The organism is Providencia sp. PROV209, from assembly GCF_028479485.1.
Classification (GTDB): domain Bacteria; phylum Pseudomonadota; class Gammaproteobacteria; order Enterobacterales; family Enterobacteriaceae; genus Providencia; species Providencia alcalifaciens.
In genome coordinates, this window is record NZ_JAMPNR010000023.1 from 61261 (window position 1) to 77056 (window position 15796).

At 43.9% G+C, this 15796-nt stretch carries 15 protein-coding genes; 9 read left to right on the top strand and 6 right to left on the bottom strand.

Annotated elements, in window-relative coordinates; translation table 11 throughout:
- Positions 1–39: 39 nt before the first annotated feature.
- Together PR795_RS16300 and PR795_RS16305 are read right to left on the bottom strand one after the other, a co-directional pair.
- Positions 40–963, bottom strand: coding sequence for a sugar kinase (locus PR795_RS16300; protein ID WP_272516951.1), 924 nt, complete (start codon positions 961–963; stop codon positions 40–42).
- Positions 963–1982: an SPFH domain-containing protein gene (locus tag PR795_RS16305; protein WP_154630444.1), complete on the bottom strand. Its 1020-nt coding sequence runs from the start codon at positions 1980–1982 to the stop codon at positions 963–965. The genes PR795_RS16300 and PR795_RS16305 overlap by 1 nt, the downstream gene beginning before the upstream one ends.
- A 170-nt stretch (positions 1983–2152) precedes the next feature.
- On the opposite strand from PR795_RS16305, the gene PR795_RS16310 reads away from it, so the two are divergent.
- A complete protein-coding gene (locus PR795_RS16310) occupies positions 2153–2866 on the top strand; it encodes an NUDIX hydrolase (protein WP_181480661.1) in 714 nt (237 codons plus the stop codon).
- A gap of 66 nt (positions 2867–2932) precedes the next feature.
- Here the strand turns inward: PR795_RS16310 and PR795_RS16315 are convergent, their stop codons facing one another.
- The 4 genes from PR795_RS16315 to PR795_RS16330 are packed head-to-tail and all read right to left on the bottom strand — an operon-like array spanning position 2933 to position 6708.
- Positions 2933–3436, bottom strand: coding sequence for a protein disulfide oxidoreductase (locus PR795_RS16315; RefSeq protein WP_006662327.1), 504 nt, complete (start codon positions 3434–3436; stop codon positions 2933–2935).
- Between the two features lie 4 nt (positions 3437–3440).
- Positions 3441–4169, bottom strand: a complete 729-nt coding sequence (locus tag PR795_RS16320) for a DsbA family protein (RefSeq protein WP_006662328.1) — start codon at positions 4167–4169, stop codon at positions 3441–3443.
- On the bottom strand, positions 4166–6244 hold the full coding sequence (locus PR795_RS16325) for a protein-disulfide reductase DsbD family protein (protein WP_272516952.1): 2079 nt from the start codon (positions 6242–6244) through the stop codon (positions 4166–4168). The genes PR795_RS16320 and PR795_RS16325 overlap by 4 nt, the downstream gene beginning before the upstream one ends.
- Before the next feature lie 47 nt (positions 6245–6291).
- Positions 6292–6708, bottom strand: coding sequence for a metal resistance protein (locus tag PR795_RS16330; RefSeq protein ID WP_071992064.1), 417 nt, complete (start codon positions 6706–6708; stop codon positions 6292–6294).
- Positions 6709–7228: 520 nt separating this feature from the next.
- On the opposite strand from PR795_RS16330, the gene PR795_RS16335 reads away from it, so the two are divergent.
- The 8 genes from PR795_RS16335 (at position 7229) to nadD (ending at position 15767) form a co-directional block, all read left to right on the top strand.
- Positions 7229–8122 carry an amino acid ABC transporter substrate-binding protein gene (locus tag PR795_RS16335; RefSeq protein ID WP_006660952.1) on the top strand — a complete coding sequence of 298 codons (894 nt, stop codon included), beginning with the start codon at positions 7229–7231 and terminating at the stop codon, positions 8120–8122.
- A gap of 114 nt (positions 8123–8236) precedes the next feature.
- On the top strand, positions 8237–8977 hold the full coding sequence (locus PR795_RS16340; RefSeq protein ID WP_006662330.1) for an amino acid ABC transporter permease: 741 nt from the start codon (positions 8237–8239) through the stop codon (positions 8975–8977).
- 1 nt (position 8978) lies between these two features.
- Positions 8979–9659 carry a glutamate/aspartate ABC transporter permease GltK gene (gene gltK / locus PR795_RS16345; protein ID WP_006660949.1) on the top strand — a complete coding sequence of 227 codons (681 nt, stop codon included), beginning with the start codon at positions 8979–8981 and terminating at the stop codon, positions 9657–9659.
- Positions 9656–10381, top strand: a complete 726-nt coding sequence (locus tag PR795_RS16350; RefSeq protein WP_006660948.1) for an amino acid ABC transporter ATP-binding protein — start codon at positions 9656–9658, stop codon at positions 10379–10381. Before gltK ends, PR795_RS16350 begins: the two co-directional genes overlap by 4 nt.
- A gap of 514 nt (positions 10382–10895) precedes the next feature.
- Positions 10896–13478, top strand: coding sequence for a leucine--tRNA ligase (leuS, locus tag PR795_RS16355; RefSeq protein ID WP_036967912.1), 2583 nt, complete (start codon positions 10896–10898; stop codon positions 13476–13478).
- A gap of 12 nt (positions 13479–13490) precedes the next feature.
- Positions 13491–14030, top strand: a complete 540-nt coding sequence (lptE, locus tag PR795_RS16360; RefSeq protein WP_036960188.1) for an LPS assembly lipoprotein LptE — start codon at positions 13491–13493, stop codon at positions 14028–14030.
- A complete protein-coding gene (gene holA, locus PR795_RS16365; RefSeq protein WP_036974533.1) occupies positions 14030–15064 on the top strand; it encodes a DNA polymerase III subunit delta in 1035 nt (344 codons plus the stop codon). The genes lptE and holA overlap by 1 nt, the downstream gene beginning before the upstream one ends.
- A gap of 46 nt (positions 15065–15110) precedes the next feature.
- Positions 15111–15767 (top strand): nicotinate-nucleotide adenylyltransferase, encoded by a 657-nt coding sequence (gene nadD / locus PR795_RS16370; protein ID WP_006662332.1) that lies wholly within the window; start codon positions 15111–15113, stop codon positions 15765–15767.
- Positions 15768–15796 lie beyond the last annotated feature (29 nt).

Genomic DNA, 15796 nt, shown 5'->3' on the forward strand with positions numbered 1-15796 from the left:
CCCCGACATCTCGATTGATAATTCGGGGATTTTTTTAACCTAACCAATTAATAACCCCTGAGTTTCTGCTATCCCAATAGATGCAATGCAACCTGCATTAAAATTCAAATAATCCTCCTCGAGACCATCTGAAAAAATCACCCCGTTTTCAGGCATTAAAGATTCTAGCTGTAATGGCGTATTTGGCTCGATAGTGCCAAAAACTAATGTCGTTCCCGTCGTTTTACTACGAAAAGGTTCTCGTACACTAAACTGCAACCGCTTTTCTCCCCAACCAAATCCTTCAGATAAAGGATGTGACTGCGTTCCAGCGATGGCTTGTGCCCCAGCAAGAATAGACTGAAACCATCCAGTAGAGCCCAACCCTGTCGACACAATAATACCTGATGAGGATTGAAACTCTTGCTGTCCTTGCCATGCTAACCGATAGCGGGCAGAAGTATGACTTTTAGGTCCAATGAACAAATCATTGACGGCGAGTAACGTTTGCCCATCATTGGTTGTTGCCTGTGCAAACGTCACGGATTTTTGTTCCACTTTTCCATTGAGTGTACGAGTGACCACATCAGATAGCTGTCCGATTTCAAAGGGAAGTAACTGCCCATCCCAACGTGCTGGTTCAGGATTGATGGCTATCACAGGCTGTCCATTAAGATATTTGAGTGTATTCGCCACTAAGCCATCTTGCCCTATCACCACAACAATATCCCGCGCCGAAAACTGATAGCTAGGCAACAGCTTCCTTTCCAGTAATTGAAAGCGCCCTATCGCTTTTAAAATCGATTCTGCCTGAATCAACTGCCGCTGATAAATATCATGTTCGAGTAAATAATCACTTACTTCAACATCGTTATGCTCTAGATAAAACTTCGCTTGCGACCATGTATTAAAACGTTCAATTAATTCCTGCATACGTGTTTTACGCATCACTAACACGAAGCGAACATCATCAAAATGGCTCATTATTTCGCGCCTTTTTTCATCAATTGACCAAATAAATCAGGCGAGAAATTAATTTCACCAATTTTGCCAGCATTTTGTGCCAATGATTCGAATGCCATCGCCATCAACTGCTCTGGGTTCATTTTCGCCAATGCCATCGCCTTCAAATTCTCCACCGGCAATTGACTATAGGCTTTCATTTTGGCTTCAATGGCATAAGCATCCGCTTCTGATTGAGTACGTTGGTTTTCAACACTCAGCGCCACCAGCTCGTTACGTTTAGCTTCCAAGTTAACCTGAGCTATCAACTCTTCTTGTTCAATTTCAGCACGTTCACGCAGCAATGTGCGCTCATTATCCAATCGGGCTTCTTCAATTTGCTGCTGCTTGGCTTGTACCGATAAATCTGTTTCTAATTCGGCTTCTTTTATCGTTCTTTCCTGTTCAACGGAGAATTTACGTCTCGCGTAAATCGCATCATCCGCTTCTTTTAAAATTGACTCTCTCGCTTGTGCTTCAAGTGCTTTGAGTGTTTCTGGAGAAGGCGTAATGGCTGAAATCGCCACATCCAAAATTTCGATCCCCAAGGATTCAAGAGCAGGATGCTCAGACAGTTGTTGAGAAACCAACATCACCAATGGTTGCCCCATGAGTAATGCATCTCGCAAATTGGTACTTTGCGTTTTTGCTTGGATGACAGTTTGCGCACTACGAACCACCCTATCACTCAGCTTTAAAGGGTCTTCTGACGCATAAGATTTACCATCTTGAGCAAGGTTAAAATTCAAGACATCCGCTGTTTTTTCTGGGTATTTCACCTGAAATGAAATTTGTCCTTGAATACGTAAGCTTTGGAAATCCGCCGTCTGTAAATTAAAAATAAATGGCGCTTCTTGGGCGTTCAAAGGTAATGCCGCAATGGACGTTTTATCTGCGTTATACCAAAAACTTAATCCTTTACCTTGCTTATGTACTGCCCCATTGATGGATTGAATAATGAATGTCGATGAATCTGATTTGAAGTATTTAAAATTTAACATGTCCTACCCCGCTTAGTGTCTTTGTGAAATCAATTAGTGTCTTTATGACCTTAATTAATTATTGTCCTATAGACACAAATAAGTCAACACATAAATGTCTTAATGACACTAAATATGTTTTCGCGTATGATTTAACGCAAGACTAAAACAGGGGAAAGGATCTTAATCACATGACAGAAAAAGAATTTTTATCTAATTATGATCGGCGAGATTATTTAACTCCTTTGCTCACGGTGGATACCGTATTATTCACTTATCATGAAAACACCTTAAAAGTGCTGATCGTGGAACGCTCTAATTACCCGCAAAAAGGCCAATGGGGGTTACCGGGTGGATTCGTTGATGAAAATTGTGATACCACGTTAGACGATACGGTATATCGCAAACTAAAAGAGAAAACGGGGGTTGTTCCTCCTTATATCGAGCAGTTATGTACCGTAGGAAATTCAGAGCGAGATCCTCGCGGCTGGTCCGTAACAGTCTGCTATACCGCACTTATTGCTCACCAAGCCTGCGAAGCGCACATTGAAAGTGTTCATTCTGTTAAATGGGTCTCCATCGAAGAAATTGAAGGCATGGCACTGGCTTTCGATCACTACCAGCTTTATTTACAAGCCCGCGAACGTTTACGCCAGAAATCCCTTTATTCCATTGTGCCGGGATTTGCGCTACCAGAAGTATTCACCTTAGCCGAGCTGCAACATGTTCATGAGGTTTTAATCGGCAAAGCCATACAGAATAAATCCTTCCGCCGCCGTTTAGAGCAAGCTGATTTACTGATTGATACAGGGGAAAAACGCCAAGAACGCGGGCGCCCAGCCAATCTTTATCGCTTAAAATCACAATCGGCTGACTATCGGTTTATTCGTAATCTCGAATTTTGATGAGAGAGTTTGAGAAAAGAGTTTAATCAGCAAAATACCCTTGATAATCATACCAAGGGCATTTATTTAGAACGATGCAAGCCATAGGCGGCTTTTTAAGCCTAAATAGCTCGTCCAACCAGACGTAAAGCTGACCATCTCGCCTTTATCGATAATCATAAAGGTTGGCGTTGCGGTCACACCAACTTGTGCAGCAAGCTGCCCATGGGTGTCATTGATGACAGGAAACGCCAATTCCTTTTTCTGCATCCCCGCTAACAGCCGAGAACTATCCCCAGAGCGGAGTGCCACGGTCACCACAGGAACCCCTGACTTCGCTAAATCCGAAACGGTTGGGGATGTGATACTACAAACACCACACCATGTTGCCCAAAAATAGACGAGAACAGGCTGCTTCTGGCTAAGTTCAGCAATAGAAACCTCATCTCCTGTTGCAAGGGTCAGAGGTTCTAATAACATAGGGGCAAGGCTTTGCGGTTTACGCCAAAAATCCATCACCGTAAAAGCAATGACAAGAATAATCGCTAAAACGAGAAGCTCTTTTGACCACTTCTTGAGTCTCCCCATCATGTCATTATTTCGCTTTGCTGAGCTGTTCTTTCACGATGCGTTCAAATTCTTGTGCATCTACAGCGCCTGGGATCATTTCATCACCCACTAACGTTGCCGGTGTGCCGTTCACACCCAGCATATTAGCTAGCTCAAGGTTTTTACGGATAGCCGCACGGCTCTTATCACTCGCTTTTAACTTACCATTACCGGTTGCTTGTAGCGCTTCTTTGATATTCGAATCCGACAGCATGCCCTGTTTCGCCATCAGTTTTTGGTGCAATGCTAAGAACGCTTTTGGATTTTCTTGCCATAACGTCATCGCTAATTGCGAAGATTCCAACGAAGTTTCCCCTTTGAATGGCAGGTACTTGATGACTACTGCAACATCAGGGTTTTTCTTCACCATCTCTTCTAACAGTGGGTCAAAACGTTTGCAGTATGGGCAGTTAAAATCCGTAAAGTTAACTAACACTAATTTCGCGTCTTTCGAGCCAATGCGTGGGCTGGTCGGATCATTGAACAGCGCATCATGCTGATCTTTTAATACCTGCTTCATTTGTGCTTGTTGCTTCTCACCTTGTTTGGCTTGTAAAGCGACAATTGCTTCCTCAAGAATTTCAGGGTTTTCAACTAAGGTGTCACGTACCAATTTGCGCACCTGAGCTTCTTGATCCGCAGTCAGTGGTGCCGCATGTGCTGTTGCCCCTAATACTAACGAAGAAAATAAAACCGCTAACATTGTCTTTTTCATTTTTTGGCTCCTTTGGCCTCAGTCATAATTGATACTACAGATTCACGATCAAGTATTGTTGACAGTATTTTCCCCTCTGTCAGATTAGGGCCATAAATCTGGTTGAATGGTACAGCAACTTGCCCTCGGCGCTGTAAAAATGCCGAAATCTCTGGAGAAGGTTTGGTCCAATCCCCTCGCAATGCCACCACATCCGGTTCACTCAATAAATTCTGAATTTCTTCGTTGAGTAACACATTGTATTTATTTGCTTTGCAGGTCACACACCAATCTGCCGTCACATCAATAAACACGCGCTTATTCTCCGCTAGTGCCCTTGTGATAGCGTCTTCCGATAATGTTTCCCACTGCACTTTATCCGCAGCTAACGTTTGATGCCCTTGATGTTGATCTAACGCCATCCAAATAAACCCAGCACCGAGTGCCGAGAATAATAGGAATGGGAAGATAGCCGCGCGTACACCGCGATTTTTCAGAATAAACAACACAAGAATCAGTAAAAACAGTACCGCGATGATGATTGCCGTCATTGCACCAAAATGGGGTATCAGTAAGCTGATTAACCATAAGCAAGAGACCAACATCATTAAGCCTAGTACAGCACGCAATTTCAGCATCCATGTCCCCGGCTTCGGTAGTGCTTTTGCAATCACAGGGAAAGCCGCAATCAGAAGCCAAGGAAGACTCATTCCAACACCAAGTGCGGTAAAAATCAGCCACAGTTGTGACATCGGTGCCGCCAACGCAAATGCCACTGCCGTGCCCAAAAATGGTGCAGAGCATGGTGTTGCAAGTAATGTTGCGAAAACACCTTGCCAGAAATGTCCACTATTGCCCTGCCCACCTGCAGTCGCCAAGCGCGTGTTGGCCTTGCTGCCTAAATGAATCTCAAACAGCCCAAATAAATTCGCCGTAAATAATGCCGTAATAAGGACCATCAAGCCGATAAACCATGGGCTTTGGAACTGAATTCCCCACCCAACAACTTGCTGTCCCCATCGTAAGAGAGTCATTAGCAATGCCAATAACCAAAATGAGACTAAAATCCCTGATGAAGAGAGTAAAAATTGCCGGCGAATGGTATTTTGTTCCCCTTGAGGAACCAATAAGACAGAACCGAGTTTCATTGCCAATACAGGTAATACGCATGGCATTAAGTTAAGGATCAGACCGCCAAGCAGGGCAAATAAAACGACCAGCCATAAGCTAATCGACTGTCCACTATCATCACTCGATATGACACTCACATAGGGTTCAACCGTGCCATGAATTTGCTGGGATAACTCTCCATCAACAACAACAAATGAAACCGTTTTACCGACAAGGTTAGGTGCTTCCCCACCCCAATCATCGCTGACATTAATAGTTGCCGTTAATTTATCGCCTGAGTATTTTAAGGCAGGAACCCCCAAACTCGCACCATCAACCACATCAGTGTACAGATGTGGATCAATCCACGTATTGTCAGCGGCTTTTTGTAATTCTACCGTCAGCTTATTTCCAGCAAATCCATACTTAGCCTGCTCGACAAGACCACTCACTGCTGGAACATGACCTTTTGCTTGGTTAAATGCCCAACTGAAATCCGCAGGCGCGGGCTCAGTCAGATCTAACTCAAAAGGATAGTCCGTTAAAATACACACATTGCTACAAGTCGATAGCGTCAATGTGCCTGATAACTTATCGAGCTTTTCGCTCGTACTCACCGTGATAGGGAAAATCACATCACCCATGTAACCTTGAGTGGAAACCCCTGCAACATCAAAACGACCCGGTGTTGGCCACAGCCATTCCACCGTTTTTACCGGTGATGACCACGTTATCTCCGGCGCAACTCCTCCTTCACCCGGTGAGCGCCAATACGTTTTCCAGCCATCATCAAGTTTTACATCCAATAAAATATCGACTTTGCCCTCTTTTTGGGCAGAGCTAAGCAAGCGAACCTGAACATGGCTCGGAGTATTTGCGGTCATGAACCCCGTATTCGCAGGTTGTAACCAGCCTGTATCCGCAGCGTATAAGCTGCTAGAAAATACAGTAAATAACACAATTAACGCATTAATAAAAAAACGCATGATCCCTCCAGAATAAATAACAGCGACGAATGACAACCCGCTGCTTTCTAATCCCGAAGATTACAGAATTGTAGATGACGCCTAACGCTAGGTGGGGAATGGCTCTCTTCACGGTTTGCTCTATATATAATAAATAGCCTAGTGCAAAAGATAGCGAATGACGCTAAAGAAAGAAATACAAAAAAGAGAGGCTCAATCACGACAGGGACAAGAGTGAGGAGTGATTTTGAACTTAATTCGCAGGTTGAAAGCTTTACAGGCTCACTACCTTCTTTATTTGCATCAGAAAAATAAGTATCTGAATGAAACTGAAGGTGTTCAGCAGAAAGAGGAGAAAACATGGACGTCGAGGTAAACATGGAGGCGAATACGCGCTCTCCGACAGCTCTTTGGTTCATACAAAGCAGCACCATCAGACAGGCAAGCAATACTAATCCTTTACCTAACTTCATCGACCTATTCATGTCTGTCTCAGTTTATCTTCCTGAATTCTCAATAATTAGATAATTAAGTTAATAGAAGGTTACATATTACACAGCCAAATAAGCAACACAAGCAGCATCATTTAACTTTACAAATAACGCCCCTTAAAAAACTCACTATTTTTTGCATTTTTTCTTAAAAACGGCACGGAACTTGCAATCTATTTAGTGAATAGAAAAAAGAAATTATTTTGCACACTTTCGGTGCACGATAATCAAGTTTAGGTAGTTTGTCGTTTTATTAGTGCCGCAGCTCACAACTGCCTAAATAATATGCGAGACAGCTCCCGAATTTAAAACAATTCATTTTCAAAACTCATATTTTTTAATTACTTTTTAACAATAATAAAACATACAGCCGATGATCGTGCCATGATTAAAACCTCACGAAACATCTGCAAACACAACACCACAAAACCAAAATAATTCGAGCAATATGTTGTTAGAACACAGAACTCGAAATATGGCGGATTGACACCGATGTTCTAAAGGAGCTGTAATTATGCGTATTAGCAAGCTTGTTTTAACAATGATGCTTTTGGGTGCGACCTGCGCAGTTCAAGCAGAAGAATTAAACGGTACTCTGAAGAAAATCAAAGATAATGGCGTGATTGTGGTGGGTCACCGCGAGTCATCTGTGCCATTCTCTTACTATGATAATAATCAGAAAGTTGTTGGCTACTCACAAGATTATTCCAATCTCATTGTTGATGCAGTGAAAAAGAAACTCAATATGCCTGATTTACAGGTGAAGTTGATTCCTATCACGTCACAAAACCGTATCCCATTACTGCAAAACGGCACATTTGACTTCGAATGTGGCTCGACAACAAATAACCTAGAGAGACAAAAGCAAGCCGCATTCTCCAATACTATTTTCGTTGTTGGTACTCGACTGCTGGCGAAAAAAGACTCTGGCATCAAAGACTTTGCTGATTTAGCTGGCAAAAACGTCGTTGTGACCTCAGGTACAACGTCGGAAGTGATTCTGAATAAGCTAAATGACGAGAAAAATATGAAGATGCGCATTATCAGTGCTAAAGACCACGGTGACTCATTCCGTACTTTAGAATCTGGTCGTGCTGTTGCCTTTATGATGGACGATGCCCTATTAGCCGGTGAACGCGCAAAAGCGAAACAACCGGATATCTGGGAAATTGTAGCAAAACCGCAAACTGAAGAAGCTTACGGCTGTATGCTGCGTAAAGATGATCCACAATTCAAAGCATTAGTCGATGATACTATCTCAACTGCACAAAAATCTGGTGCAGCAGAGAAATCATTCGACCGCTGGTTCAATCAACCAATCCCACCGAAGAACCTGAATCTGAAGTTTACGTTATCTGATGAAATGAAAGCGCTGTTCAAATCACCAAACGATAAAGCATTAAACTAATAAAAAAGACAAACAGGGTGTTACTGAAGTAGGAGTCGCAAGGCGGTCGTTCCCGCCTTGCTTTCTCTTATTGCGGTATTCGGGACAATCAAATTGCCCACAGGAAGTCATATTATGTCAATTAATTGGAATTGGGGGATATTCCTTGAGAATGCCCCATTTGGGAATACCACCTATTTAGGGTGGCTAATATCTGGCTTAGAAGTCACCGTCACGCTATCCATCTGCGCATGGATCATTGCATTTCTCGTTGGCTCGTTCTTTGGTATTTTACGTACCGTCCCCAACCGGTTCTTAGCTTTCTTAGGAACGGCTTACGTTGAATTATTCCGTAACGTGCCGCTTATCGTTCAGTTCTTCACTTGGTATTTAGTGATCCCTGAACTGCTGCCTCAATCCATCGGCGACTGGTTTAAAATGGAGTTAGATCCTAACTACCAGTTTTTCCTCTCCTCTATGCTATGCCTTGGTTTATTCACCGCTGCGCGAATGACTGAGCAAGTTCGTGCTGCTATTCAGTCCTTACCTAGAGGACAACGCAATGCAGCACTCGCGATGGGGCTGACACTACCGCAAACATACCGTTATGTACTGTTACCGAATGCTTATCGCGTTATTTTACCGCCGATGACTTCGGAAATGCTGAACTTGGTGAAAAACTCCGCTATTGCATCCACTATCGGGTTAGTGGATATGGCGGCACAAGCAGGAAAATTACTCGATTACTCCGCCCATGCTTGGGAATCTTTCACAGCAATCACGCTCGCATATGTCGGTATCAACTTGATTATTATGCTGCTAATGAGCTTGCTTGAGCGCAAAGTGCGCTTACCCGGCACACTAGGAGGACGCTAAGATGGCTTATCAATTTGATTGGAGTTCCATTGAGCCAAGCATCCCATTCTTAGTGGATGGCTTTATTATCACAGCCAAAATTACGGCAGCTGCCATTGTGGTTGGGATTTTATGGGGAACCGTACTGGCAGTCATGCGATTATCCAGTATTAAACCTCTGCGTTGGCTGGCGGCGTTTTACGTCAACACCTTCCGGTCAGTTCCATTAGTTATGGTACTGTTTTGGTTCTATTTAGTTGTGCCTAACATATTACAAAATGTTCTAGGCTTATCACCAAAAAATGATATTCGTTTAATATCCGCAGTGGTAGCCTTCTGTCTTTTTGAAGCGGCTTACTACTCTGAAATTATCCGTGCAGGTATTCAAAGTATCTCGAAAGGTCAGGCAAGCGCCTCCCTCGCTTTAGGTATGACCCAAATGCAAACCATGCGTTTAGTCGTATTACCGCAAGCGTTCAGAGCGATGGTGCCATTATTGCTGACCCAAGGTATTGTATTATTCCAAGATACCTCATTAGTGTATGTTCTTGGGTTGACCGACTTTTTCAGAACCGCGACCAATATTGGTGAGCGTGACGGTACGCAAGTCGAGATGATACTCTTTGCAGGTCTCATCTATTTTATTTTCAGTTTCGGCGCTTCAATGCTGGTGAATTATCTTAAGAAAAGGACTGTTTCATGATTACCCTGAAAAATGTATCTAAATGGTATGGCCAATTTCAGGTGCTCACAGATTGCACAACTGAGGTCAAAAAAGGCGAAGTTGTCGTTGTATGCGGGCCGTCTGGTTCTGGTAAATCCACATTAATAAAAACAGTAAATGGGTTGGAGCCAATTCAACAGGGTGAAATTTTCGTTAACGATATCCAAGTTAATAATAAAAAAACTGACCTTGCGAAGCTGCGCTCAAAAGTGGGGATGGTATTCCAGCACTTTGAGCTATTCCCACACCTTTCCATTATTGAAAACCTAACCTTAGCGCAAGTTAAAGTGCTAAACCGTGACAAAAAAGCGGCAGAAGCTAAAGGATTAAAACTACTGGAGCGTGTTGGTTTAGCAAGCCATGCCAACAAATTTCCAGCGCAATTATCCGGTGGTCAGCAGCAACGTGTCGCCATCGCCCGTGCATTGTGTATGGACCCCATTGCTATGCTGTTTGATGAACCAACATCCGCCCTAGACCCAGAAATGATTAACGAAGTGCTGGATGTTATGGTTGAGCTGGCTAACGAAGGCATGACCATGATGGTCGTCACCCATGAAATGGGCTTTGCAAAGAAAGTTGCCAATCGCGTTATTTTTATGGATGAAGGGAAAATCATCGAAGACAGTAAAAAAGAAGATTTCTTCGCGAATCCTAAATCTGATCGCGCGAAAGATTTCTTAGCAAAAATCTTACATTAATCGCCCTTTGAGTTGCAGAAAGTCCGACAGGGCTTTTTGCAACTTTTCTCTCAGCTTTTCTTACCGACACAAAATTCACCTCGTTTTCTTAATTGGCACTTTTCCGCGCTTGAAATCTCTTAAAAAATTCTCTAACGTGTTCTAAGTTCAAATAAAATTGCGAACAAAGCAAATTCACCCTGAAATAGTTCAAGTTTTAGGTAGAAAATTGAATTATGATAGGCGATACGCTTGTTATTTTGTGCGCGCTCTTAGTTTCAACAACGTATGGCAATATCAACGTATCGCCAACCACTATGTAGCACAAAATATAACAAACAGCTGAAACAGCAAGACCAAGTCCCTGTAAATTCATCTAATCGACGATTCATCGTTTTTTACAGACACAATGGCTTTCGGCATTGTTGTTTTCATGTGTGATCCGCTATGCTATGCGGATCCATTTTATAGACAAGACATTCACCAGCTACAGGCTAACCCTGTAGCGATTATTCACCATAGGATTATCGGTGCCATGCAAGAACAATATCGTCCAGAAGATATAGAGCCTAAAGTACAGCGTCACTGGGATGAACACCAAACGTTCAAAGTGACAGAAGACAACAGCAAAGAGAAATACTACTGCCTGTCCATGCTACCTTACCCTTCTGGTCGACTACACATGGGCCACGTTCGTAACTACACCATTGGTGACGTGATCTCCCGCTACCAGCGCATGCTGGGTAAAAACGTTCTGCAACCAATTGGTTGGGATGCGTTTGGTCTGCCAGCTGAAGGTGCTGCTGTTAAAAATAACACCGCACCTGCACCATGGACTTACGCCAATATCGATTACATGAAAGGTCAGCTGAAAATGCTGGGCTTCGGTTACGATTGGAACCGCGAAGTGACCACCTGTACACCAGAATACTACCGTTGGGAACAGTGGTTCTTCACTAAGCTGTATGAAAAAGGCTTAGTGTATAAGAAAACCTCTGCAGTGAACTGGTGTCCACACGACTTAACCGTTCTCGCAAACGAACAAGTTATCGACGGCTGCTGCTGGCGCTGCGATAGCCAAGTTGAGCGTAAAGAGATCCCTCAGTGGTTTATCAAAATCACCGACTACGCTGAAGAGCTGCTCAATGACTTGGACAAACTGGAAGATTGGCCAGAACAAGTTAAAACCATGCAGCGCAACTGGATTGGTCGCTCAGAAGGTGTGGAAATCACTTTTGATGTTGCCGACCGTGCAGAGAAATTAACTGTCTACACCACCCGCCCAGATACCTTTATGGGAGCGACCTATGTCGCGGTTGCAGCAGGTCACCCATTAGCGCAAGAAGCTGCCAAAGCGAATAGCGAATTAGCCGACTTTATCGATGAGTGCCGTAATACCAAAACTGCGGAAGCGGATATGGCAACCATGGAGAAAAAAGGTCTGGCAACAGGTCTGTATGTCGTTCATCCATTAACCCAAGAAAAATTACCAATTTGGGTCGCGAACTTTGTTCTGATGGAATACGGTACAGGCGCAGTGATGGCGGTTCCAGCTCATGACCAACGTGACTGGGAATTTGCTCATAAATACAATCTGCCAATCAAAGCAGTGATTGCAGATGCTGAAGGCAACACGCCTGACTTATCTCAAGAAGCGATGACGGAGAAAAATGCCCTTATCAACTCAGGTGAGTTTACTGGTTTAAGCAACGAAGCTGGCTTCAATGCTATCGCAGATAAACTAGTTTCGCTTGGTGCGGGTCAACGCAAAGTCAATTATCGTTTACGTGACTGGGGTGTTTCCCGTCAACGTTACTGGGGCGCGCCAATTCCAATGGCGACCTTAGAAGACGGTACCGTTGTTCCAGTTCCTGAAGACCAATTACCGGTTATTTTACCGGAAGATGTCACCATGAACGGCATCACTAGCCCGATTAAAGCGGATCCTGAGTGGGCAAAAACGACGATTAATGGTCAACCAGCGCTGCGTGAAACCGATACGTTCGATACCTTTATGGAATCATCTTGGTACTACGCTCGTTACACTTGCCCACAATACGATGATGGCATGTTGAACCCAGAAGCAGCAAACTACTGGCTGCCAGTGGATCAATACATCGGCGGTATTGAACACGCCATCATGCACTTAATGTATTTCCGCTTCTTCCACAAATTAATGCGTGATGCAGGTCTGGTGAACTCTGATGAGCCAGCAAAACGTTTACTGTGCCAAGGTATGGTGCTGGCTGATGCCTTCTACTACACCGGTAGCGATGGTCAGCGCGTGTGGGTTTCTCCTGCGGATGCAATTGTTGAACGTGATGACAAAAACCGTATTACTAAAGCGGTAGACCGCGAAGGCCATGAACTGGTTTATACTGGTATGAGCAAGATGTCTAAATCTAAGAACAACGGTATCGACCCGCAATTAATGGTCGAAAAATACGGTGCTGATACCGTCCGTCTGTTCATGATGTTCGCCGCGCCACCAGAATTAACCCTTGAATGGCAAGAATCTAGCGTTGAAGGAGCTAACCGTTTCGTTCGTCGTGTATGGCGTTTAGTTCATGAACACGCACAAAAAGGTGCAACTCAGCCATTAGACATCAGTGCATTAACGGCGGAACAAAAAGATTTACGTCGTGATCTCCACAAGACTATTGCGAAAGTGACTGACGATGTGGGTCGCCGTTATGCTTTCAACACGGCTATCGCGGCTATTATGGAGTTTATGAACAAATTAGTTCGTGCTCCACAAGATACAGAGCAAGATCGCGCTTTAGTTCAAGAGTCTTTAGATGCGATTACCCTGATGTTATCACCAATCATTCCACACGCTTGTTTCGAAATGTGGAAAGCATTAGGTCACAACGAAGATATCGACTTTGCAAACTGGCCTGTAGCAGATGAAAAAGCCATGATTGACGATACAAAACTGGTCGTTGTTCAAGTTAACGGTAAAGTGCGTGGTCGTATTACGGTTCCTGCGGATGCTAACCAAGAATTCGTTCAGGAAATGGCATCACAAGAAGCAAGCGTCACTAAATACCTTGAAGGCGTGAGCATCCGTAAAGTCATTTATGTACCAGGTAAATTACTGAACTTAGTTGTTGGCTGATAAGGAGCCCAAGTGCGCTATCTGATAACTCTATTTCTCAGCCTGTCGGTGCTTGTCACCGCAGGTTGCGGTTTTCGTCTTCAAGGGACAACTCAACTTCCTGAAGAATTGAAAACGTTACAATTAAGTTCTGGCGACCCATACAGTTACCAAACGCGTGTGGTCAGAGAACAGCTTCGACTCAATAACGTAACCTTGTTAGATTCCGGTCGTGCTGATGTGCCTATTTTAAAACTGGTAGGCTCAACAGAAAGCACGGATACCGTTTCGATTTACCAAGATGGTAAAGCGGCGGAAAAACAACTGACATTGGTCATGAAGGCACAAGTATTAATGCCTGATGGCGCTATTTATCCGCTGGAAACTAAAGTTGTGCGGACTTTCTTTGATAACCCGTTAGAAGCGCTCGCTAAAGATGCTGAGAACGAGATTGTGAAGCAAGAGATGCAACAACAAGCAGCACGTAACATTGTGCGCAAATTGCTTCTGGTTCACAGCGCTGAGTTAGAAAAAGCGAAAGCAAAAGCGGCTGAGAAACCTGTTGCCGAATAATGATACGCATTTATCCTGAACAGCTGGCCTCTTCGTTACAAGAGTCTCTAAGAGGCCGCTATCTCATTTGGGGCTCCGAGCCCCTCCTTATTCAAGAAAGCCAAGATGCTATTCGCCTAGCTGCTCGCCAGCAAGGATTTGAAGAGCATTTTACCTTCGCGTTAGAGCAAAATACCGATTGGGACGAGATTTTTAGTCTCTGTCAGGCGTTAAGCCTTTTCGCTAGCCGGCAAATGCTCACCTTATTTTTACCTGAAAATGGTCCCAATGCCGCAATGGCGGATAAACTCGCTCAGCTGGCAAGTTTGCTTCACCCAGATCTACTGTTAGTCCTGCGAGGACATAAACTGACTAAAGCACAAGAAAACAGTGCTTGGTTCAAAGCGATTAGCCAAGATAGTGTCTATGTCAGTTGCTTAACACCTGAGTACCAACGCTTACCTCAGTGGGTATCTAAGCGTGCTAGTCAGATGAGACTCGCATTAGAAACAGAGGCAAATCAGCTACTGTGTTACTGTTATGAAGGGAACTTACTGGGGCTTGCTCAAGCGTTAGAACGCTTATCACTGCTCTACCCTGACGGTAAACTGACCTACCCTCGCGTCGAAAGCGCAGTTAATGATTCTGCGCATTTTACGCCCTATCATTGGGTTGATGCGATTTTAGCGGGAAAACCTCGCCGTTCATGGCATATCCTTGAGCAGCTCAAGCAAGAAGATGTTGAACCCGTGATTTTGCTGCGCGCTATTCAACGTGAACTCATGTTATTGATTACGTTAAAACGTCAGTCTACGAGCACGCCATTGAAAACCTTATTCGACCAGCATAAAGTCTGGCAAAACCGCCGAGGTTTGTTAGGTGAAGCACTCCAACGTTTGAGCCTACATCAATTACAATCTGCCTTGATGTTACTCACTCAAGCGGAAATTCATACTAAGCAAGATTTCTCTCACTCTTCATGGCCAGACTTACAGTCTCTCTCCATGGTGTTGTGTGGTAAAACGGATGCGGAACATTTTATTCAGCATTCATAATGCACGATGTATAGATAAGTCACCTGATATCAATAGGTAACGAACAATGAACGCGAAACCACAAGGTCTACAAGCACTCTTTGGCGGAACATTTGACCCCATTCATTATGGACACCTGCGCCCTGTTGAAGCACTCGCAAAACAAGTCGGATTGCAAAAAGTAATTTTGCTTCCCAATCACGTTCCTCCGCATCGACCTCAACCTGAAGCAAGCCCTGCCCAGCGTTTAGAAATGGTAAAACTCGCAATTCAAGATAACCCATTGTTCTCTGTTGATACCCGTGAACTACGACGTGATACGCCTTCTTTTACGCTTGAAACACTGAGTGAATTACGCCAAGAGTTAGGAGAGCAGCAACCTCTTGCGTTCATTATTGGGCAAGATTCTCTTCTATCCATCAACACGTGGCATGGTTGGACTCAGCTATTAGATAAATGCCATTTACTCGTTTGTGCAAGACCCGGTTATGCAACGCATTTCGATGACCCCGATATGCAGCAATGGCTGCAACAGCATCAAGTCACAGAACCGCAAATATTGAGCGAGACACCGAGTGGTTCAATTTTCATTGGTGACACTCCACTGGTGAATATTTCTGCCACTGAAATCCGGGAACAACTGGGTTTAGGACAGGCTTGTGATGATTTATTGCCGCGCGCTGTTTACCACTATATTCAGCAGCAGAATTTGTATCAAAAATAAGCAGCTTTATTTCGACTATTCGAATGGAA